The following is a 21,647-nucleotide window of genomic DNA, read 5'->3' on the forward strand; positions in this document are numbered from 1 at the left end:
TTATTGCACGATGATTTTGCAACGTATCACCATAAAACCAGGAGGTGCCGTATGTCCGTAATTGAGCCAGGAGTATCTTTCCCTCGTCTGAATGAAAAAGCCCCGGATTTTGAAGCGATCAGCACACAGGGTGTCATCAAACTGAGTAGCTTTGAAGGCAAATGGGTGGTTTTGTTCTCCCATCCTGCCGACTTCACCCCGGTATGTACAACGGAATTTCACGGTTTCGCTTCCGAAGCCGCCGAATTTGAGAAACGCAATGTGCAACTCATCGGACTGTCAGTAGACGGTGTCGCCGCCCATCTTGCTTGGATGAAGGACATCGAAGATGTCTTTGGCACGAAAGTGCCTTTCCCTGTCATTGCAGATATGGATATGAAGGTGTCACGACTGTATGGGATGATTCATCCAGGTGCTTCTTCCACCGCGGCCGTTCGAGCCGTATTTATCATCGATGATAAGCAAACACTTCGTGCGATGATTTATTATCCGATGAGCGCTGGGCGAAGCATTGCAGAAATCCTCCGTGTCGTTGATTCGCTACAAACGACAGACAACAACGGAGTATCAACGCCAGCCAACTGGACGCCTGGCGAGCCGGTTGTCGTTGCGCCCCCAGCAAACATGAGTGCCATTGAAACGCCCGAAGAAGCACAGTCCAAAGGTTATGACTACAAGCGTTGGTACTTGCGGTACAAAAATCTGTAGAATCTTAGCATCGGTCTAAAATAAAACCTGTCACACAGAGTATGCAACCCAGGCAGTCCTGTTACTGTCTGGGTTGCATCCCTGTGAATTTATTGCCAATGGGTAAATTGGGTGTAAGTTCACAGAAGCGCGAATCTGGACAGTTGTAAAATCAACCGTGGTAGCAACTCGTCAACTCTGTCGTATTAACTGACATTGACACGGTTGAATAACTGATGATTTGATGACCATCCGGTCACCATTTTACGCACAAAAGATTAGTTCACCTTAGTTCACCTAGATACCATGTGCTCGATACCACGATTTCAGGAGTTTGGGCCAGTACGATAATAGAAAAGCAATTAGGATCACCACAAGCAACAAGTTGATCTCAATGGAGAGATACACGTGAATAACGCGGTCAAAGAAACTAACAGCGAACGTGTCTATAAAACCCCAGGCTAGTGCAATGGTGGCGGATGGTACTTGTGGAACTTGTTGTAATTCGGTTTTGTTCACCAGAGTTCCGCGTGCGCTTACAAGTGATACGGAACTAACCAGTACAACACATGTGAGCACTTGTACCAAGATGATGATGCTTAATACAACGTTCCACACGGAAGTGGCACTTAAACTCCACTCGCGATTGATGGTCAATCCGACTAGCAGTGGCACAAGCGCCATTCCTATAATGAGTATCCATTTCGACAACATCACTTTACGTATCGGTATATGGAATAACCAATACAGCCTCCTTACTGACACCTCATCTTGAAAAACTGTACTACAGGGTTCGAGGAAAAATATAATTGTAAGCCACAAATTAAACCATGCGATGTGCGATGGAAACAAAAGTAACATGGATAAGACATATATGCGCGGCACTGGAACTATGGGGCCCGCAACCAAAGCGATACGTAAAATGATCAGTATCCCAGTGAATGTGGCAAGTCGTAAAAGATAGCCCAATGTAATTTGATCGTATATGTCCTTCATGACGAGTGCGAGGGTTTGATTCGCCGGAATCCACCTCATTCGCCGGGTATGGCCCCGTGCCCTCCGCAATACACCGGTTTTGCGCATTGCTGTAAACCGTCTGGTGAATCGGCGTGATTGCATATGAAAAATGGCAAAAATGCCTGGCGTTATTACACAAATCAGTAAACCGAACAGAATCCAACGACTGTCGAGCGCGCCCATGATCAACATCAAGAACTGATCGTGGCGAAGCAACAGAATGAGAGCGAATCCAAAGGTGACCAGCCCGCTAACCGATTTAAAAACCATCTCACATATCACAAAGAGCACTCGAAATTGGCGGATATACGTAATTGCGAACATAACAAACCACGTCGTACAAGTCACTGCCACGATACGAACAACGAATAGCAGTATGAACAAAAACAGTGGATGGATATTCGAGAAACTGAACGTGATCGTGTAGGCCAGGGATGAAAAGAGCCCTTCCAAAACGGTCACAAGTGTAAATGACATGATGAGTGTGAACGTCGGAACGCGAAACTGCCGTAAAAGCTTTGCCTCTTGGCGAACGAATAGATAATGATACGCACGACTCCATGTGCTTGAGAGTGTAGTAACGATCGTTATTATGAGATACAGTGAAAAGCGACTCATTGCCGGCAAATCAACAAGTGTTGGACCACTTCCATTCCAGAATCCGAGCACCAACAAGACATAACCCACAATGATCCAAATGCCCAGTCGCCCGCGATGAAAACGGACATATTTATCCCGGATTTCGACGGTTTTGTCCTCAATGAATTGACGTGAGTAATTGAAAAGGCGCTCCCTGTAAGGCTAAGATGAGTTTGTCGAGAACCACATCTCAAGCCAGAAAGGAGCACCTTTTGGGTGAATCATACACCAAAACACCACCGTCGGAAAAGCAGTAAAATACATACCCGCTTTAATCTTCATTCTGTCACCGCTTTTGGCGGAGCAACAGGGCTCATAGATTTCGTTCTTGGAACTGGCATTGACAGCAATTTCCGCGTGGAGGGTCTGCGTAAAAGAACAGACGCTCAGTTCCAAATGGATGATGTGGCGCTGACATTCATACTAGGCTCCCTGCTGGGTCAGGAACGAATTTTCCACTTCGAGGACATCGAACAAGATCCTCTTCTTAAGCTCAAGCTAGATTTGCCGAAGCTGCCCGATACCACTCTGCTGTACAAGGATTTAAAAAGGATGGGCTCTTCGGAAGGCATGAAGGCCGTTCGCTCAGCACAGCGTCAAATACTGAAATCCTCGCTCCCTAAAGGACGGGATATTGTCGTGGATATCGACTCTTCCGTAGAAACGGTATATGGCAACCAAGAGAAGTCTGCCGTCGGGTTTAATCCACATCATCACGGCAGAGCTAGCTTTCATCCCTTGCTGGCATTTGACTCGCAGACTGGCTGTTGCATCTATGACGAACTGCGCTCTGGTGACGCTCACACGGCAGATGGGTTCGCAGACTTTTACGAAGCGATAAAGAAGCAGTTACCCGATGGCGTCCACATCCGTGCAATCCGTAGCGACAAAGGATTCACAGGGGAGAAAGTATTTCAACCGCTAGAACAAGACGGGCAAGACTACGTCATCAAGCTGAAGTGGACAAAGCGATTGGCAGAGCTTGCACAGGTGCCAAATCTCGCTTGGCGCTGCATCACCCAAAGCGATAACGAACACTGCGATGTCGCCTCCACCATGTATCGGGCAACATCTTGGGAGAAACCTCGACGGGTTGTCATTGTTCGGCGGTTAGACGTTGAACCGGAGGAAGTCCTGTGTGCGGATTGGATGTGGGAGTACGAGGCGATTGCCACAACGCTGGACTGGGGTGGCGAGGATATATGGCATTTCTACAACTATCGTGGTAACGCTGAGAATCACATCAAGGAGGCAAAATACGGTTTTGCCATCGACCAATTTTCCAGCCAGAACTACGGTGCAAACCAAGCACTGCAAGGTCTGAAATTGCTGGCGTACAACCTATTCCTGCTGTACAAACAAGTGGCGTTGCAACCAGCGGTTCGTCCGTGGACAGCGGGACGAATTCGTCGCAGACTTCTGTTCCTACCTGGAATTCTGGTCCGACATGCAAGACAGTGGACCATGCGTCTCCCCGAGTTTGCAGATCGTCTATCAGCACAGATGCTTCAGACTGTACCATAGTGATTTCCAAACCGAATCTGGGAAAGTAGTGGCCTCTGCTGGGGAGGGGGGAAGTGTGTTCAAATACAGAAAAAAGCGCGTAATACCGTCGTGATCGCATACATATTTACCGATATATTGAATTTCCAGCCCTGCCGGGCTGGTTAATGAACAAACCGTCGAAATCCGGGATGAACATCCTTCCTAACCAATCCTATGATTTTGGGGTTGCCGGGCAGGGACCAAATAGCCTCGCCTATTTCAACGGTTTACACCCCGTCTGTTCGTTCAGAGTGGAAATGACTTGGGGAGAAAATGGTGAATGTCACGGACGATATCTTCTCGAAGGGGTATACAAAGGTTATTCTGATTGGCAGCGATATGCCACTGATGACCTCAGAACTGCTGAATCAAACCACCTTTGACCGAGAGGTCCATGACTGCGTGCTTGGTTCCGCCGTCCAGTCCGCCAAGTTTTCCATGGAATCGATTGGAGCACAAGCACGATCTTTAGCAAAACCCGGAACATTCTAGACGTGACAGGACACTCCTATGCGCTATTGCCAGAACACAGAGATATTGACGACTGGTCCGACCTGGCGTTTTATGCAAATGAAGTTGCACATTTAGAACGACTGCCAAATACCTTTCGCTGGATGTTTGTGGCAGGATAAAAGTGCGAGCTATATGGCCCTTCACAGTCCCTTATCTCGAAAGATGGTCAAACTCTGTGCGAGAGCATGTGCAATGTGTGGGCAAGAGTGTCTTCGATTTCTATACAAAGAATCCTAAAATTGCTGGGCATATGTGCTCGAATTGCGCTGAAGAATGTCAACGTTTTGCTTCCCAGATCTCCTAGTGATACCTGCTTAGCTATTTGACAAGACTACACCCGATGACAAAATGGGGAAGACCACTCCCCCATACACGCTCACAGATTTGGTGCAGACTCTTGCCCTGGCGCTTATCCCAACGGTATGGGCATTTTCACTTGGAAGAAAATAAGGTAGATGCTGGCTAAAATCAGCACCGTACCAGCGAACTTTTCGATTTTGGACGCCCATTTCTGAATGAATGACTTGACCAACGTCGAAGATGTCAATGCGACAATGGTCAGGATGACACCCTTGCCAATTGCGTACGTGACAAGTATCGCTGCCCCGGCCCAGATGTTCGCACTTGCCGCTACGACGCCAATCACAATTATGAAAATGGGAATCGTACACGGGGTAACAACGAATCCAAACGGTAAACCAAGCATCAAAGCTTGTCCCGTCGTTTTTGGCTTTGTGGATCGCATTCGTCCAAGCATGGGCATGCGTAATTTAAGAATGCCAAGGAGTTGCAATCCCATCAGAATCCCGATTGTCGCTGGGATCCATTGATCGAGATGATAGCCAGTGAAGAGCCTAATCAACTCTTTCCCGACAAGTGCTGCTACAACTCCAATTCCCGCTGAAGTGATCGCCATGCCCGGCGTGAATGCTGCAGAGAACGGGAACGCTTTCTGATTGCGTTCCTCCTTGCCAATCACATACCACTGAACATCAGTAAGACGGGCACATAACAAATGCTCAGCGCACTGATAATACCTCCCAAAAAGACCAATAGAAACGTGAGTGGAGAAACGCAGTCAACCCAGCCAGCCCTTGATAAATGCTGTTCATCACCCGTGCATCACCTTGACTGATTTGACATGGTAACCCACGTTAGCGATAGCTGTGTCTAGGTTCTGAATTGTCACCTTGTGGTTGATCTTTTAGAAATTACAGGATTCACCTTGTGTTTACTGCTTTTTACATCATTAAAGTACTCCAGCCAGAATTCACGGTCACGATCAAATCTTCGAGAATGTTGATATATTCGTTCTCTATCGACATAGTCCTTTAACATTTTCCACTGTTCTCCGTGCATCAACGGTGTGTCCTTCAAAACATCGGAATCCGGATTGACCAGCTTTTCATAGATGGCCCATATTTCATTAACCATTGCACTGAGGGACCAACCATCAGCGATCAGATGATGTACCTTGAAGAAAAATCCGTTTCCTACGGTTGGCACTCGCAATAATTTGAAGGTATACAACACATCGTTTTCAAGCGAATATACGGACTCCCCTTCAATACGTACCCAATCTTGAAAAAAAGTCTTTGGGTCAACGCATTGACCAAAATCCACAATTTCCATATTCTTTACAGATGGTTCTTCAACGTACTGTACCCACGTATCTCCATACGGTTTAACCCGTATGTTTATTGTTTTCACCGCATGAACAAAATGAACGATACTTTCCTCCAGAATATCCAGGCGAATTTCTTCGTTCCCCATAGAGGTTCCCGTTAAATTGTAGATTGGAGAAGATGGATTCAATAACTGCATCGTTAATACGCCAGCTTGTGAACTGTTCAGTTGCTCGTACTCGACCTCTTCTGTAAGATGTTGTTTCATAAACTCCCTCCTCGTATAGTCAATTACTCCGACGCTCCCATAATTGGAACACCTGCATTTCGAAGAGTACCCCGCAAGTACAGGAGTGATCCGCCTATTACTATAATGCCCATGACAGAAAAGACAATCGTTAGATTCAGATTAATCATAAGCCATCCGAATATCAGCATTCCCAACGGTTGAGATAGAGTAGATGCCGCACCTAACGCACCAAACACCCTCCCTTGGACGTCTGCGGGAGTAACTCGTAGTGCAACGGTATTTGTAGTTGCGTTCAGAATAGCAACAAATAGACCACTGCGCTGCATCGACAACTTTTTACTTTCCGATACACGTACGAAGAATAGACTCACCGATGAGACTATGTACGATAGCCCGTTGAATGCAAACATAAAGGGAGCACCAAGTAACGACAATATAGTGCCGCCCCCGAATAATCCCGCTATACCTGCGACAGATGAACCCGATTGATTCCATGCCATAGCTTTATCCATCTGAGAGTTAGGTACAATCTTAGGCATCAATGACATTTGAGCTGGATAAAAAACCGTTCCTATTAGTTCTGCAAGCGGAATTAGAAACAATATAATCATGAAATTCCGGCTGTTTACAACATGGAATATTGTTATTGAAAACAGTGCCAAGGCGACAATGCCTCGCAGGAAATCCGCAACAATCATAGTGCGGCGTTTATTCCACCTGTCTACAAGTACACCGATGAATAAACCAGCCAAGCCCGGTAATGTTTGAACTACTCCAGTCAATGTGAGATCATATTTAGATCCTGTCAATTGTAGGACATACCACGGTAAGGCAATTAGGTAGAAGTTGTTCCCAACCATTGAAACTATCTGGCCACTGAAGAGTATCAAGAAGTTTCTGTTACGCAATAACACCCTTCCACCTCATTTCCTTTCATAACCGGGCTCACACGTTATTTTATGAAGTGCGGAACTGAGTATTCCTTAAAAGAGGGCGGTTTCCATTTGCTGCCTCCAGATCGATTTTACCACAATATTCACACTGGATCTAAAAAAACGTCGAAAATGTTGGAACATTAAACTCAACACTACAGAATAGATCGCAATGGTGGGCATCGCAAAGAAAGGCAAGGGTGCCCCTTCGTATCGAACACGGTGAAAGAAGTTCCTACCTAAATCACAACTCCATTACACTCTTGATGATTCTTACCCTTTACCCCTACCGCCTATCAGTTGTACGATTTGCCGGGACAGAATACGTACTTGCTAAAGCGTTCTATAACGTTTGTTAGTTGTCATACCTTTGCGCTCTGATTAGCCCCGGTCATATTGAGGAGAATTCAGCTCTTACAGCAACGGGTCTCACACCCGAACCGCACATGAGAGCTGTGTGACGACGTCCAGTTTGAATCGGGCGATACCCAAACTTATTCTGCTTCCGTCTCAAGTTCTTACCGCAGCAAACTCATAACCAACACAAAATCCTATGGTACGCCCCTATCTATTGTTGCCTGGCACCGCGTCCACGAGATTTTAAATAGAGTGTTCGCAGCCAACTCGGGTGGCGGAAGGCTGGCAAGCGGCATTGTCAAGGCTGCCCTACGTCGGCCACCCACAATGCCGCTGGCGCTTAGTTAAAGTTCATGTGTCTCTGGACGTGCGTGTCGCTGACAATTCTGGTGCCCTGGATGTAGGGTCAAGCAGGCTTAGCTGCATAATGTGTTCACCCTGCGCGGCACACCTTGGCTAAATTGTATACCTCTCGAATAGCCTCTTCGGAGGGAATCTCCTGTTCAGAGCCAGCAATCTCCGCGTGGTGCTGAATGTACGCATTCATTTCTCGTTCTGTTAACCCCCCCCCGATATGCTAACGAATCTATATTCGTTGGTCACCGCTTCCAGGTGACGAACTTTCGGCAGAGTTCGTCAGCTAGGCTGCCCGACGAGAATAAGCACCATCGGTGCCATCCAATCTTCGCGGAAAGTCAATAAAAAGCGTATTTCCTGCAACATGGCTCCGTAACCGGTGGCTTCGTCCAAGATAATGAACGGCGTCTTCTCGTCCTGCTCGTACATGTCTAGCAGTAATTCCTAGCATTGCCGTTTCACCTCGGTTTGGTCCAGTTTTTAGGGTCAGACACCCGACATGCTGTGGCAAAGAAAAATTCCACCAGCACGCGTCAGCGCCTTTGGCACGACGCGCCCACCAAGCTTTGGTTCCTTCAGCTTCAATGTCGGATTACGCACGAGAAGATCCTCTTCTACCAACCATTTGAACTGGCTTTTGTAGCCCGCACTTTTGTACGAGACTGCTCGGTTACATATGCATGTGCTAATGCAGATGTTCCCACAAACGTTCTAACGTGATCGTATAAATCTCGACGTCGTCGATGTCTCGAATCAGTAGGTTATATTGCAACCGGTATGCCCGGATGGCATAGGGATAATACCTCCCCTGTACGCGGAGGTCAGATGCCCGTTTGACGCATTACGCAATCGCATGAAAGGTCCCCCTTCAGAGACGCAATCAATGAGAGGCTGCCCAGTACCCTTTCACATGAGAAACAAAGCAGCAAAGAAGAGAATCGTCGCCAACAGAACAAAGACAGCCACGGGCATACCCGATTTGGTATCCATTTGTAGCCATCGAACCTTGAACTTTTTTACCACGGTGCTGTAGACCTTGAGCAAGAACAGAGCCAGCCACCAAATCACAAGCGTGGGCAACACGCCAAGTGCTGCCCCATAGACCATTGCCATTTTCCAATCTCCTTGGCCCCACACTTGATACAGTGTAGGTAAGAGCATGACGAGCCCAGTAAGAAATACGGCGACGAATGCACTGATATATAACCCGAACCAAACCTGTAATCCGAGAAAAGTCACCGCCCCTGAAAGGTTCCACGCGTTGGGGATTCGACGCTCTCTTCCATCAAATGACGCAGCGACAGTCGTAAAGGCAAGCAAAGTAAGCCAAATTACCTGAGCGCGTAGCGTCCATGGAGCCTCCATCATCGCGGGATTACCGAACAGAGCCTGCAAGACAATTTTGGAGACCAAACCCCCACCTCCCTTGCTGTGGCGCGAATGATGCACCTGTTTGATGGTCGTTCATCCTTCGCGTCGAGGTTTGAGTATCATGTCTAGTGCAGATTGCCCACGAGCTCATTTTCTGGTGAGAGGTCCCAAACACTCGATATCCCGTCAGGACCGACACTCCACAGAGTGTTCTCCTGAGCCGTCGAGTCGAAGATGAGTGTCCCGCCATTTTGAATCCAGGCATCCAGTTGTGGCATTACCTGCTCCAGATTCTGCTCGAATCCACTGGTTTGCACTGCATCTACGACAATCGTTCCGTATAGATCAAGATTCGGGATTGCGGGTGTATTCAAGGAACTTACGGTTGCGTCTGGTACGGCCTGTCGAATGGCATTCACCGCTTGCGCATTGTTGCCCCAATTCGACCCATCATAAAGTAGCAATACGGGTTTTTTGCTTGGCTGAACAAAATCGTGGATGATATTGTTCCATTCCGTCGTCGCCCAACTCGCGTTGTCGTAGTAGTATTCGACGGTTTGCGTGTCAACGAGCACCTGTCCATTTCCGTACCGAAAGTAGGCGTCTGTTGGCTGTGATCCATTGGTGGCGAGAATCTGTGCGCCTTGGGGTAAATGGGTCAGGTACATATGCGATGCCCAGTTCCCGCTCCACTGTGACGGCATGCCATTCATAATCGGGCCGCTTACCAGTTGGTTCTGCGTCACGGTTACCCTTGAGCTCGCGGTTGTCCCTGCCCCAGTCGCCGTAATGTTATATGTGCCGGGTGTATGTGGAGCAGTGAAAGTAGCGCTGAAATCACCCTGTGAATCGGTTGTGACCTCGCTCGCGGATACAGACCCGCCCGACGCTGAGAGTGTCAACGCCTGATTCGCCACGGGGGTTCCGTTAGAGGTGAGTCGACCGCTCACGGGATAACTCTGCCCAACCAGTGCTGTGCTCGTGCGTTCCTGATAAACGGCCTGTCCGCTACCTTCCTGCAGAATGTACTCCGTTGTCGCCGCTTTCCACGAGGATGGAGTTGACCCGATATAGCCGGTACTCTGCCACTTTGCAGCATCCGCAGTTGAAGCAAGGACTTCCCCGCTCGTGTCCGTTATCTTCAAATCCATAAAAGCAGGCTGCATGCCTGCGCTGTTAAATCCGTCGGTGTTGACGCCCTCGATCACGATGTCGTTCTCACCCGCATGCAACTGCACAGGGAGTTGCTCCGTGTTGCTTGAGAACATCGGTACACCATCGAATTCTGATGCACTTGCGCCATAAGATCCGTTCGACATCGCGACAGGCTTGCCGTTCACATAGATAATCTCGAAATCATCGACCCATCCGTTGGACAATGCGTCGGGCAGACTGATTTCGGCGGTTCCGGAAGAAGAAGTCGTCACCGTGGTATGGTCAAACTGGACACCGTTTGGAAAGTCCGGATTCTGTCCAATCCAAAAATTCATGGCTGAATCCGAGTTCCAGAGCGTATTTGTCCCTCCAATCACGGCCTGTGCCGGATCAGGAAAACTCATATTGATGGGGAGTTGTGAAAACGCGTAGAACGGAAAGTCGGTGACATTGCCATTCCAGGTGTTCACTGCACCGCTTGGCAGACTTAAATTTGGTGTCGGTACGTCCACCTGCATGAGCAAGCTGGGACTGAGCACCGTGACAGTTGTCGTCTCAGTGACACCATCCGCCATCACTGTCACCGTGATCGCGCCGCTGGTACTTGCCGTGTACGGAATCGAGAAATATCCGTTGCCGTCCGTATACACTACATGTTCACTCGTGTTGTCAGGATAAGCTGTACCTCCCAGCACGCCTGCGGAGACCGATATGTTCACCGCCTGGTCGGATAGGGGTTGGCCATTCCATGTTACCTGTCCCGAAAATGCCGTCTTCGAACCCAAAACCAGTTCGGAGATTGCGTTTAGCGACAGAACCGGTAGGGAAGCGCCGACAGGATACGTCACCTCTTTCGTACCTGTGTCACCCGTCTGTGGATTCGTCACCTGAAGCGATACATGGTCTCCCGGTACGAACACGAAGCTTCCCTGCCCGTCGGACCAGCTCGTTTTATCCGCTCCCCCGTATCCGGTAAATCCACTCACCACGATACGGTCATTGCGCCACTGGGCAATCACGGGCTGCACACCGTATGTGGACGCATTCCCCGCCACCCAGTTCCGACTCTGGTCCCCAATGGTCAACGATGTCTTTCCGGAAGCGGGTGGGTTCCCGAATCCGTATCCAGAGATGACCATCTGCGGCCCCCACGTCGACGTATCCCATGTGATGGACGCCACATGTGGTTTCACAGCACCCGGGATAATGGGCACACTTGTATCGCTGGCCCATCCCGTCACATAGGGTGGAACAGACTGGGACTGTCCCCACAAGACTTGTGCCATGTTCGCGTTCGACTTGACCCCAACCGCCGCTTGGTGATTGAGGCTCGTCCACGCTGCCGGGAGAAACGCGACCGTCAATACGCCAATCCCAAACAGTGTCCAAAGCAGCATGCGTGTTTCTCGTTCCATATTAGGATCCCCCCTCTCCGACGACCTTGTATTCCACAGGCACTGTCACTTGCATCGGAACGGCGAATGCTTTGAGTCCGGGCACTCGCGTTGCAGCCGACTGTAGAAAAATCGGCAAGAACTCGCCCGAAACTATGACCGTCACCCGATTCCCGTTTACACCTGTCTGACAGGACAGGTTCTCGAATGCCTGGTTCAGATGCAGATCCGACACCTCGCCTGCAAACGTCTGCTCTGCCGCAGCCGTGTACGATCCGTTCAATGCCCAACCGGCTGAAGTGAGGAATCCCGCGCCAGAGGCGGATATGGACGGAGTGACCTGTGACTGCGCGGCAAGCGCGGCTGCAGCCGCAGCTCGACGAAGTTCGGTGCCTGCAGCGAGGCCGGATGCGAACCATGCCAGAATAAGAAGAAAAATCATGCCCACCGTTACAGAGAGAAACGCAAAATTCAGACTGAACGTATAGCCTCCCTCCGCGCGAATCCATGTCCAAATCGATCTCCAGCGTGTCATCACGGCCCAACTCCTGTGTACTGGACCTCATTCCACTGCGTCGCAGACGCGGTCATCGGGATCGTTGCCGAGAGCGCAGGTCCTCCAAACAACGTCAATGCCCTATCAAACGGAATCGGCGCGTTGTACTGAATCTCCACGCCTGCATTCGTAGATGTGGGCGATGAATCGGTTGCATATCCCGGTTGGCTGCTTCCAACTGTTGTCGGTGTGACGGAGACGAGCGTCTGGCCATCCCACGTGGTCGGAAGATGCGCTGCCATCAGATCCGCGTTGATTTCGGACTGTGTCGCCCCAATATCCCCTGTGATCGCGTAGACCCGTGCGGCATCCTGTGCAATGGCATCCATTTTGATCTTCGTGTCTACAAGCGGCGGTGCCAGAATCAAAATGACAGCGACAGCGAAACTGACGCAGATGGCAAACAATGTCGTGATCAGATTGCTTGGCAACGGATGAACCTCCTCTAAAAAAAGATGAAGGGCAGACCGCTTGGTCCACCCTAAGATATCGAAAACAGATGATTACGGTGCTTTGTAACCGCCGCTCCCGACCGATGACGTTCCGACTTGGAGCGAGCCACTTTCTGCTTGTTGCGCGAGTTGCGTTAGCCCACTTTGTGAGGACAGGCTGGTTGAGACACTGGCGGCCCCACCCTGCGCTTGTGTCAACAAGTGTCCAATCATGAAGTACGCAATGCCGGCAATGAGGGTCACCGCGATGATCCCGACGAGCCACCAGAGACCCCGGTTTGTGTTTTCTTCGGCTGTATTGCCTGCGTCCACCAGCACCCAGCAGACTGCGCGTTTCCACTTTGTCATGTGATTGTTCCCCTCCCAAGGGTTCAAAACAGATTTGTGAGATCGTTCACCATCGCTTGTAAATCCCCAGACAGTGCAGACCAGATGAGCCCTGCGGCGACGAGCACGACGATGGTCGAAAAGATCCAGAACCCGACCATGGTCACATACTCGTCCATCATGCCGCCGCCCTCTGCCTGCACAAAGCGCCGGAGCACTTTCAAGATTCTTCGTACGCTTGTCACACATACATCATCTCCCCTCCAAGCATCGCTCACAGAATCAACCTGCGGGTGCCAGACAAGTGCCAACGCCTCAGCCCAGGCTCCATGTACCAAGCAGGTGGAGCGCGAAGGTGAGCATCGCGTAGATGCCAAACCCGAACCCCGGCATTGCGATGAGTAGCGTCGCATACATGGCCACCTCCAGTTGGACTTTCCCATACCGTTCTGCGGCTGTGGCGTCGCGCATCTTCATATCGAGTTGCATGCTCCGGATGAGTGCATCGGCAACCGGTGTCCCATTTCGCTCCGATTCAGAGACGAGGGAAGCGAGTTCCCGCAGTTGTGGCACACCCGTCGAGTCCGCCAAGGCTTCGAGTGCGCCGGGGAGTGTCGCATACCGTTTTTGTGCATTCACCTCGCGTAGCCGATCTCGAATGGGCGAACCCAGCCGCTGTTCCAACGTCGCGAGTGTATCCGACAGGGTCGCACCTGCACGGACGAGAAATGCCATCAACATCAAGGTCACGCGTGTCTGTTTTGTCAGCTTACGAACCTGCGTACGAGCCGATATTCGGGCGTATAGCAAGGGCGCTGCAAACGTCCCTGGGATGAGAAACAGGAGCGTCCACATCCGAAGAAGAACTGCAGAGGCTAAGACAACGGCCGAAGTAAGTAAAACGGAACGCAGCCAAAATGCCGCCTGTTCCGGGGTTCCCATGGCAGCAGCTTCCTGCCCAAGTAACGCCGTGTACGAGGGCAGCCTTCTTCGTTTGGGCCTGACTCGTCCGTCGCTGAGAACACGCTTGCGAAACTCCTGCCATGCTTGCACGCGCCATTGCCAAAAACACAGCCACGCCAACGTGACGCACGTACCAAATCCTGCGGACAGCCATGTCATGTTCATTCCCCTCCCTACGCCTCAATGACCTGACTCCGGCGGACGATGAGGTACAGACCCACCGTCATGACCGCAAGCGTGGTCCAGAAAAAGAACCGAGTCACCTCGTTCATGTGCGGGGATGTAAACGGATAGGCCAACAAAAAACTGCCGGTGATCATGCCGTAGAACCAGTACCCGCCTGTCCGTTGATGTGCGGTTTCCGCCCGGATGCGGCGGATATATTCGAGCTCTTTGCCTTGGATCTCCGCCATGTCGAGCCAAAGCTCGTCAAGTGGCACGTTGTACTTCTTCGCTTCGCGCGTGGCGAGTGCAAAGTGTGCGATGTCTTCGATGCCAAGCCCGCCTGCCCAGTGGACAAACGCATCTTCAGGCGTCGCAAACTGTGGGGAGGCACTCAAATCACAGAGGGCCTTCAGTCGTACTCGGAGCGGATCGTACCGGATGGCGTCAGCCATGCGCGAAAAGGCGTCGTCAAGCCGCCCCGTTGCAGCGAGTACGTGCACCCCACGCTCCACACCTTGACGCAGGAACGCGTTCAGGATATCCTCCCGGCGACGCCTCGCGAGGCGTGACCAGTGGCGCTCGTAGAGCAGAAGCGTCACCCCGAAGCTCAGCGCCATCCCGAAGAGAATGAAGTAGTGAAGCACGATTGTGACGGCGAAGCACAACACAAAAAGAACCGCGACGTGGATGACGGCGGTTCGCTTCGTGGTTGACTTATCGAGTATCTGATGGTGCGCTGCGATCCGGTCGAAATATCGAGACAACAGATTCGCTGTTCTCCGTCTGGCAGGTTGCGCTGACATGACGTCACGAAACCGCGCGCGCCACTCCATATTCCGAAGTTCTCGTCCGAACAGCCATAAGACGATGGCCACAGTCACGGACAAACCGAACAGCCGAGATAAAAGCAAAATACTCAACTCCATCCTCTCCTCACGTGGCAATGCGGTACAACCGCACCACTTCTTGGTTTCGTGGCAAGGTCACGCTTACGCCCTCGACGGTTGCACGCTCCATCATGGCGTCTGTGATGCCGTGAAATTGAAACACATCTTTCGCCGCGTCGTAGGTCAGAATCGGTTGCCAACGCAGGGCGCGTACTCCGAAATCAAACCCGAGGATTTCACCAATCTCCGTAATCCGTTTGCCATAGCGCGTATCACGCAGGGTGAACACGAACCGGATTTTGTCCCCCATCATCCCGGCAATGTTTAGATACGAGGCCTGGGCTTTAGAGCCATCCGCCGCTTCCAGCAGGAATCTTGTCAAGACCCCTTCGACGCCCGACGTGAGACCCACATGACTATGAAACGTGGTGCCCGTCTGTCGCCTGACAATCAGGCTCATGCGTAGGAAGAGATACGCGATGTCGGCGGAACGCACTTCCCCGATAAATTCGTTGTCGGCATTCATCCGCAGTGAATTGATGAGGTTTCGGGCCATGTCAATTCGTCCCTTGCCCTCGTGATTCTCCGCACGATCCGTCAGCCGGATGGCCCATTCACAAAGCGGTGCCATTTCAGGCAACTCCTCAATGATGAGGTTCAGTTGTCCCGTCGGAATGTCGCCTGTCATCGCGTTCATGAGCGTGGTCTTTCCGGACCCGACGCCACCCGACACAATGAAGCTGTCCCCAAGTTGCATCATGAGTCGGATGAACGCTCGTGTATCCGCATCGAGCAGATTCAGGCTCACGAGGTCGTCGAGGTTGAACGGGTAAATCGGTTTTCGGATACTGACGATGGTCCGCGGCTCCGTCACGATTCGTCCCTCCGCGTCGTGGATGGTATAGCGCGTACCGGGACCACCAACGACATTCATGCGGTAGCCACCGCGTAGAATCGCATCCGCCAGCGGATCGGATTGCGAGTAAAGGTAAGGCGTCCCGTCGAGTTGTCGTTCGATGAATTCACCCAGAGCCGACTCTGAGGCGAACTGCGCGTCCGCATGCTCGAACTTGCGCCCGTTTCGTTGTACGACGGTCGTCGTGCCGATGACGTGCACGTCTGTTACGAGCGGGTCTTCCATGACGGACTGCAGGACATCAAATTGAAACCAAGTGTCGAGCAGTGTTGTGATGACCTTCTCCCGATGCTCGGTCGGGACGAACGTCCCCGGTTCGGCGCATAGGCGATATAAAAACGCATGCATGTCCGTGCGCGTCATCCCCGGTTCCCGCAGACGTGGGTGGTTGATGACGACCGCCTTCAATTGTTCGATGTATCGGTCCACGACTACACTCATCCATGACCACCCCCTTTTGACGTTGTATTCGAACCCGTGGAACCCGTCTTAGGTGGCAACGTGGTTACGTGCGTCGTAGACACTATGCCGTTCGCTGCGGGTAACGTCGACGGTGAATTGGCAAGCGGAATGGATCCGGGGGCCGCGAACGAGTCGTTTTGCGGGATCAGCGCCACTTGGACGTTGTTCTTCAGCACCGCAGGTGCAAGGATTTTGTAGTTTTCTTCACTAACGAAGATGAGTAGCGCCGTGGGTGTTCCCCCTTTAGCTGGTTGGAGTACATTCAGCACGGGGACCGGTTCGATTGTCGTCAGTGTCTGCGTCGTGCCATTTTGTTGGGGCACCAATAACGCGATCTGCTCACCCGGATTGACCACCGACGCGAGGGGGCTTTGCACAGGCAGCGACATCAACATCCCAGTTTGCCCGGTGCGCTCTGTGTACTGGGTCAAAAAGGTCGAAAAGCTGCCACCTGAAGGGTTCAAGTCCCCAGCCGTAACGGGATCCCCTTTTGGCACAGTGTAGGAAAGATAGTGTCCAATAACCGCAGACTCATTTGTCGCTAAGCCTGCAATGCCACTGGTTTTCGAAACCGTCACCGTGGTGACATCACCCGCTTCGATTCGTGTGTAGGGGTACAACGTGCGAGTCGAGACGACGACGGTTTCCGTGTTTAGCATTCTCAAGAGCGCGAATGATCCGATGGTACCGGCCAGCACGGCGCAGAGTGCGCCAAGTACAAAGGAGAATGTACTTTTTCTCACTTTGAGATCACCTCCCGTAACGTTCCAAATCGCAACTTCCGTCGCCTATGCTCCGAGACAGGCGTTACGCGAAGCGCACCGAGCAAATGGTCTAGTGCATCGGATACATTTCGACTCCCGGCAAGTGGCGAAGCGGTCATGATGTCGCGGTACAAGCGACGGTCTTCTGGGATATGCACCACGTCCGACGTAACGTGTGCCTCGTCCAACAGACGAAGGGCACGCCGATGTTCTGAAATACCCTTTCGAATTCGATTGACCGCAACGACCACGCGCTCTGGCATTTTCATGTGACGCACCAGTTCGTACTCTTCGAGAAATCGCTTGAACGCCATCCATTCCGGTGTCATGACAAACACCACGCGATCCGCCAACTCAAGCGCCGTGTACGTGGAAGACGTGGATGGACTCGTGTCAATGAGCGTGAAGTCAAAGGTTCGTCCAAACTGCCCGACCACCCGGCGTAGTATCCCTTCGTCCAAACCATCCCGCGCCCGACCACTCGGCAGCAAGTACCAGTCATCCACTTCGACAAGGGATTCCTTGAACGCAGCCTCATCCATTTGTACGGGTAGTCGCGTAAAGTCGTCTGCCGTCATGGCGGCCGATAGGTGATGGATGGATTGCAGATTCCCCTTGGGATCAAGGTCAATAACGCCAACCGTCATCCCCTGCCCTGCAAGTGCGCGGGCCAGGAGCGCCGTCAACGTGGATTTGCCTACGCCCCCACGGGCGCTGTGAATGCAAACGACCCGTCCGCGCATCGGCGGGTTCGGGTCGTCAGATGGAACCGTTTTTTCATTTGCACTGGGTTGAACATTCGGCTTGGCCGGTCGGTTCCGTTTCAGAATGGCTTCCATCGGGGACACCGTCGCACTTGAGGTGGGTTCCTCCTGTACCTCTGATTCACGAATCCACCGTTTCAGGTAGTCTATCGGCAATGGGTAAGTGACCACATCAACACATCCGAGTTGCTTGGCCGTTTGGTACACCGATTCGCCGTCCGAAGTCCCCACATAAATAAATGGACAGGCAAGTGCCTGTTCTTTGATCCGCTCTACCCCCGGTGAGTTTTGTCCAACCAGAACCAATTCCACAGCAGTCAAGTCGATTTGCGCCAACTGATCCTCATGGTCCACCGCGTAGAGTTTCAGACCCGACCGTTCTGCCGCTTTGACGGCCGCCGCGTGTTTCACTCGATCAAACTCCAGCAACAGAAGCATCTACGACTCCTCCTTCCATTCCCTGTCGATTGGGATCAACAAAACAGGCTGAGATTTGATCAACAATGGGCATCCACCACTTGCCAAAATTCGGGTCAAGCGTGACCAACGGCGTTTTCATCCGAATGGCATGAAACTGCCGTGGCTCGTGTGGGACGCAGACGACCTGTGCCTCCGTTATGCTGGTGAGTAAAACCCCTGGTGTATGATGATTGACCAAGCAAATGGTCTTCCTGTCACCCCGTTCCCGCATGGCACGAAGTGTACGCCCCGTCCCGGTCATTTCCGGCCAGGTCACCCAAAGCGTGAGATCTGCGTCGGGTATCAGTGAATCCGCCTCCTGCCGAGTGTCGAGGATGACTCGATAGCCTTGCGGCGGTTCGGACGCATAGACGTGCGATAGAAATGATTCATCGCACCAATGGGACAGCGTACCTGGGTTATCTTCCACCACCGCCGCTGGAAGTTCACTTTGATGACAGAGGGCAGCCACTTGCAGCGCAACAAAACTCTTCCCACAACCGCGATCCCCAAGGATACGCACGCGCACCGGGGATGGGTCTGGCCAAACGAACTTGCGCACGAGACGGGTGGATGACGCCTGTCTAGCTGCGGATTTACCGTGTTCATCCTGGGCTTCTATCAAGGCATCAAACCGAGCCATGTTTGTCTCTGCGACACCACTCCTAAGTGGTGCCCACGTAAAGGGTTCATCCTTTGCGGAAAACACATCCACCAATTTGGGCGGCTCTGCGAGTCCGGTTTCCCCTCGTGACAAGTACATTGCGACGTCCTCGACGGAACGTTTGTGTTCAAGTAGTTTGTCAAGATCCTGCAAAACAAGTTCCTCCGCGACGAACAGAAAATCGTAAATCCCGAACACGCAAAGTTCTCGTTTGAAGTCCTCCGTTTCGTGCGCTGATGAACCGATGAACACAACGCGCGCACCCTTGTTGCGAACTCGATTCAATGCCTGCATCAACACATCTCGCTTGGCAAACATCCATTCGCAGACGACAAGTGTGTCCTCTGCGTGAAACTCGGTTTCCTCAATTTTCTGGGCATAGGCCAGCCAAACACTGCCTTTGTAGCGTTCTCGAAGATCGGATGGTAGCGCCAAATACAGCAAGGTCACATTCTCCTTCCTGACGTACGGTGAATTTTGATTGAATGACGATGGATGACGTGTGTGAAGAAATCCAGGAGAGTAAATGCAAAAGAAGGTTCTAGCACGATGCCGGATATCCCGGCGAAACATTCAATGTCGCTTGGCCCACCTCCCATCACGTACACGGTATCACGGAAAACAGGCGGTTCGGTGTCGCCAGAGTGCCAAAACTGTCCCGGTGATCTTTGATCCCTAGGGGCCGGATACCCGAATGGTTGGGACCAATTGGCCCAGGCTCCCCAACTTCGGCAACGACTCAGTCGTATACATCCTGTTCCACGTCGGTTGGGATTGTTCATATTTCGCTGTCGCGTCCGGTATCTGATGCAGGTAGTACCATGTCGGGTATCCGAGCGTTTGCGCGAAATCCGCATCATTCCAAGTGACCGTGGAACCTTCTCCCGTGATGAACGAAACTGACGTCCCCAGGTGCGCACTGGATGCCCTGTCCCCACTTACATTCCACGCTGTCAGTTGGGAGAACGACTTGGGGACGCCTGTTGTGGCATATTTCGGAATGGATGTGTACACCCAGCCAACCTCCGTTGCTGGCGGCGGAAATCCATTCCCATTCGGATCCCACACGGGTACGTCGCCTTGGTTAAATATCGTATCCGAAAGCAGGGGGAACGCCTTTGTCCAAACATTCGTGTCGCCATCGGGGTTGACGAGCTGGAAGGTCACATTGGCACGGCTTGGCATGTCGTGCGGGGAGCCGGTCCATTCCAGTCGAAATGCCACACCCCCACCTACTCGAACATAGATAGACGGGGAACGTGTGGGATTGCCATACGTGGGCAGCGCCTGGTTTCCGCCATCGGTGGATCCGTCCGAATACGCGTCCGAATTCTGCTGAGAAGCGGTTGGATTCGTCGGGGACCAGACATCCCCCGGCTGGCCGGGATCGTAGAAAAGGCCGGTCACCTGAAAATTGCTCAGATTGAGTGGGTAATCGTGATGATACGTGATTGGGCTGTCCACCCACTCAAATAGGGTACAGCCGTCACTGTCCGATGTCGTCTGTAATTGCCAGTGGGTGTCCGTCCACGTGAGCATTTGTCCGCCTGTTCCATCTGGAGACCAGTTGTACGAAAGCACTTCGTTTGCAGGCATGGGCGGAATCGTCGGGTTCGGACAAGTTGGACCACTCGGGGGTGATGGCGGAGTAGGTGGTGGCAACGGAGGCTGAGGCGGAGACGGGGCTTGAATCACCGTAAAATCTACGGTTGCCGAGGTCGCCGCTCGGTTGAACCAATCCTTGACCTCCAACTTGATCACGTAATGTCCGGGACTGAGGTTCTTCGTGTCGATTTCATTCGGTTGCGTAGATCCCCCGTCCGTCGTTTCCACAAACGACGGGGGATACGTCGTCGCCCCGCCACCCTGCACCTCAACCATGGGCGCTCCATTCGAGGCATACAACGTTTCCCCATTGTACGGGGCTTTTCCCTGTAACGAGTTTTCATTGAAGCTTTCAGACGTGACGTCCACCCCACTGGCGTTCTTCACGGTAACCCATTCAAAGTGATAGTTGGTGTGATAGGCTTCGATGAATGCGTGGTCCTTAAACTTGAGTGACTTTCCCTGTTGCACGCTGTCTGAACCTACAATGGTAATCTGCGCCTTGGGTGGATCGGTCGCGTATACGGGTTGGTTAAACCAATCTCCATTTGAATTAGGTACAAACGCCGCCCCGCTCATTTCGACAATTTGCGAGACGTTCGAAACGGAAAATGGCTGTCCCGCACTATCTATAAATGTGGTGTTCCAGAGATGTGCAGTGACGTACGAAGGATCACCCTTGAGTGCGGCGATCCATTGCGATACCGTTGATTGACCCACCATCTTGTAACCGTTGTTTGAAGAGATTGGAACTCCGTCATGGCTAACGTGATCAAATCCCCATATGCCGCCTAGTGTGTCGTTGCCGTTGTAGATGGGGA

General features: G+C 51.8%; 22 protein-coding genes. 4 read left to right on the forward strand and 18 right to left on the reverse strand.

Annotated elements, in window-relative coordinates; genetic code table 11:
* The first annotated feature begins 51 nt into the window (after positions 1-51).
* On the forward strand, positions 52-708 hold the full coding sequence (locus AYW79_RS04495) for a peroxiredoxin (RefSeq protein ID WP_067562186.1): 657 nt from the start codon (positions 52-54) through the stop codon (positions 706-708).
* Between the two features lie 276 nt (positions 709-984).
* Here the strand turns inward: AYW79_RS04495 and AYW79_RS04500 are convergent, their stop codons facing one another.
* Entirely contained in the window at positions 985-2,379 is a 1,395-nt protein-coding gene (locus AYW79_RS04500) for a hypothetical protein (RefSeq protein WP_156481897.1), read from the reverse strand.
* A gap of 180 nt (positions 2,380-2,559) precedes the next feature.
* On the opposite strand from AYW79_RS04500, the gene AYW79_RS04505 reads away from it, so the two are divergent.
* From AYW79_RS04505 to AYW79_RS16465, 3 genes are all read left to right on the forward strand, one after another.
* Positions 2,560-3,867 (forward strand): IS1380 family transposase, encoded by a 1,308-nt coding sequence (locus tag AYW79_RS04505; protein WP_067562193.1) that lies wholly within the window; start codon positions 2,560-2,562, stop codon positions 3,865-3,867.
* A 294-nt stretch (positions 3,868-4,161) separates the two neighbouring features.
* Positions 4,162-4,380 (forward strand): DUF2064 domain-containing protein, encoded by a 219-nt coding sequence (locus AYW79_RS04510; protein WP_082806772.1) that lies wholly within the window; start codon positions 4,162-4,164, stop codon positions 4,378-4,380.
* 153 nt (positions 4,381-4,533) lie between these two features.
* A complete protein-coding gene (locus tag AYW79_RS16465) occupies positions 4,534-4,638 on the forward strand; it encodes a four-helix bundle copper-binding protein (protein ID WP_472341754.1) in 105 nt (34 codons plus the stop codon).
* Between the two features lie 172 nt (positions 4,639-4,810).
* Here the strand turns inward: AYW79_RS16465 and AYW79_RS04515 are convergent, their stop codons facing one another.
* The 17 genes from AYW79_RS04515 to AYW79_RS04590 all read right to left on the reverse strand — a co-directional run bounded on the left by AYW79_RS04515 (position 4,811) and on the right by AYW79_RS04590 (position 21,546).
* Complete coding sequence (locus AYW79_RS04515) at positions 4,811-5,416, reverse strand: cytochrome c biogenesis CcdA family protein (protein WP_197467708.1); 606 nt, start codon at positions 5,414-5,416, stop codon at positions 4,811-4,813.
* 170 nt (positions 5,417-5,586) lie between these two features.
* Complete coding sequence (locus AYW79_RS04520) at positions 5,587-6,294, reverse strand: condensation domain-containing protein (protein ID WP_067562200.1); 708 nt, start codon at positions 6,292-6,294, stop codon at positions 5,587-5,589.
* A 23-nt stretch (positions 6,295-6,317) separates the two neighbouring features.
* Complete coding sequence (locus tag AYW79_RS04525) at positions 6,318-7,190, reverse strand: MFS transporter (RefSeq protein ID WP_067562202.1); 873 nt, start codon at positions 7,188-7,190, stop codon at positions 6,318-6,320.
* 1,011 nt (positions 7,191-8,201) lie between these two features.
* The gene (locus AYW79_RS15455; RefSeq protein ID WP_156481896.1) at positions 8,202-8,351 is read right to left on the reverse strand and encodes a hypothetical protein; all 150 of its coding nucleotides are present in this window, start codon (positions 8,349-8,351) and stop codon (positions 8,202-8,204) included.
* Positions 8,352-8,828: 477 nt separating this feature from the next.
* Positions 8,829-9,335, reverse strand: a complete 507-nt coding sequence (locus AYW79_RS04530) for a prepilin peptidase (protein WP_067562205.1) — start codon at positions 9,333-9,335, stop codon at positions 8,829-8,831.
* A gap of 83 nt (positions 9,336-9,418) precedes the next feature.
* Positions 9,419-11,863 (reverse strand): carboxypeptidase-like regulatory domain-containing protein, encoded by a 2,445-nt coding sequence (locus AYW79_RS04535; protein ID WP_067562208.1) that lies wholly within the window; start codon positions 11,861-11,863, stop codon positions 9,419-9,421.
* Between the two features lies 1 nt (position 11,864).
* Complete coding sequence (locus tag AYW79_RS04540) at positions 11,865-12,377, reverse strand: hypothetical protein (RefSeq protein WP_067562211.1); 513 nt, start codon at positions 12,375-12,377, stop codon at positions 11,865-11,867.
* Positions 12,377-12,829 (reverse strand): hypothetical protein, encoded by a 453-nt coding sequence (locus tag AYW79_RS04545; protein WP_067562214.1) that lies wholly within the window; start codon positions 12,827-12,829, stop codon positions 12,377-12,379. Before AYW79_RS04545 ends, AYW79_RS04540 begins: the two co-directional genes overlap by 1 nt.
* 72 nt (positions 12,830-12,901) lie before the next feature.
* Complete coding sequence (locus AYW79_RS04550) at positions 12,902-13,198, reverse strand: hypothetical protein (RefSeq protein ID WP_067562217.1); 297 nt, start codon at positions 13,196-13,198, stop codon at positions 12,902-12,904.
* Positions 13,199-13,221: 23 nt separating this feature from the next.
* A complete protein-coding gene (locus AYW79_RS04555; protein WP_156481895.1) occupies positions 13,222-13,422 on the reverse strand; it encodes a hypothetical protein in 201 nt (66 codons plus the stop codon).
* Between the two features lie 70 nt (positions 13,423-13,492).
* Positions 13,493-14,299, reverse strand: coding sequence for a type II secretion system F family protein (locus tag AYW79_RS04560; RefSeq protein ID WP_067562222.1), 807 nt, complete (start codon positions 14,297-14,299; stop codon positions 13,493-13,495).
* A 14-nt stretch (positions 14,300-14,313) separates the two neighbouring features.
* A complete protein-coding gene (locus tag AYW79_RS04565) occupies positions 14,314-15,225 on the reverse strand; it encodes a type II secretion system F family protein (protein ID WP_067953266.1) in 912 nt (303 codons plus the stop codon).
* Between the two features lie 13 nt (positions 15,226-15,238).
* Positions 15,239-16,549: an ATPase, T2SS/T4P/T4SS family gene (locus AYW79_RS04570; RefSeq protein ID WP_067562228.1), complete on the reverse strand. Its 1,311-nt coding sequence runs from the start codon at positions 16,547-16,549 to the stop codon at positions 15,239-15,241.
* Positions 16,546-17,313, reverse strand: coding sequence for an SAF domain-containing protein (locus tag AYW79_RS04575; protein WP_067562230.1), 768 nt, complete (start codon positions 17,311-17,313; stop codon positions 16,546-16,548). Before AYW79_RS04575 ends, AYW79_RS04570 begins: the two co-directional genes overlap by 4 nt.
* Complete coding sequence (locus tag AYW79_RS04580; protein WP_067562233.1) at positions 17,310-18,536, reverse strand: AAA family ATPase; 1,227 nt, start codon at positions 18,534-18,536, stop codon at positions 17,310-17,312. The genes AYW79_RS04575 and AYW79_RS04580 overlap by 4 nt, the downstream gene beginning before the upstream one ends.
* Positions 18,514-19,665, reverse strand: coding sequence for a hypothetical protein (locus AYW79_RS04585; RefSeq protein ID WP_067562234.1), 1,152 nt, complete (start codon positions 19,663-19,665; stop codon positions 18,514-18,516). Before AYW79_RS04585 ends, AYW79_RS04580 begins: the two co-directional genes overlap by 23 nt.
* 231 nt (positions 19,666-19,896) lie before the next feature.
* A complete protein-coding gene (locus AYW79_RS04590) occupies positions 19,897-21,546 on the reverse strand; it encodes a hypothetical protein (RefSeq protein ID WP_156481893.1) in 1,650 nt (549 codons plus the stop codon).
* Between the last annotated feature and the right edge of the window lie 101 nt (positions 21,547-21,647).

The organism is Ferroacidibacillus organovorans (assembly GCF_001642725.1).
Classification (GTDB): domain Bacteria; phylum Bacillota; class Bacilli; order Alicyclobacillales; family SLC66; genus Ferroacidibacillus; species Ferroacidibacillus organovorans.

Excerpts from the sequence above, each read along its gene's own strand:
- AYW79_RS04570 (WP_067562228.1), bottom strand. The coding sequence starts at position 16,549 with ATGAGTGTAGTCGTGGACCGATACATCGAACAATTGAAGGCGGTCGTC.
- AYW79_RS15455 (WP_156481896.1), bottom strand. The coding sequence starts at position 8,351 with ATGTACGAGCAGGACGAGAAGACGCCGTTCATTATCTTGGACGAAGCC.
- AYW79_RS04560 (WP_067562222.1), bottom strand. The coding sequence starts at position 14,299 with ATGACATGGCTGTCCGCAGGATTTGGTACGTGCGTCACGTTGGCGTGG.
- AYW79_RS04580 (WP_067562233.1), bottom strand. The coding sequence starts at position 18,536 with ATGCTTCTGTTGCTGGAGTTTGATCGAGTGAAACACGCGGCGGCCGTC.
- AYW79_RS04540 (WP_067562211.1), bottom strand. The coding sequence starts at position 12,377 with ATGACACGCTGGAGATCGATTTGGACATGGATTCGCGCGGAGGGAGGC.
- AYW79_RS16465 (WP_472341754.1), top strand. The coding sequence starts at position 4,534 with ATGGCCCTTCACAGTCCCTTATCTCGAAAGATGGTCAAACTCTGTGCG.
- AYW79_RS04535 (WP_067562208.1), bottom strand. The coding sequence starts at position 11,863 with ATGGAACGAGAAACACGCATGCTGCTTTGGACACTGTTTGGGATTGGC.
- AYW79_RS04520 (WP_067562200.1), bottom strand. The coding sequence starts at position 6,294 with ATGAAACAACATCTTACAGAAGAGGTCGAGTACGAGCAACTGAACAGT.
- AYW79_RS04495 (WP_067562186.1), top strand. The coding sequence starts at position 52 with ATGTCCGTAATTGAGCCAGGAGTATCTTTCCCTCGTCTGAATGAAAAA.
- AYW79_RS04510 (WP_082806772.1), top strand. The coding sequence starts at position 4,162 with ATGGTGAATGTCACGGACGATATCTTCTCGAAGGGGTATACAAAGGTT.
- AYW79_RS04550 (WP_067562217.1), bottom strand. The coding sequence starts at position 13,198 with ATGACAAAGTGGAAACGCGCAGTCTGCTGGGTGCTGGTGGACGCAGGC.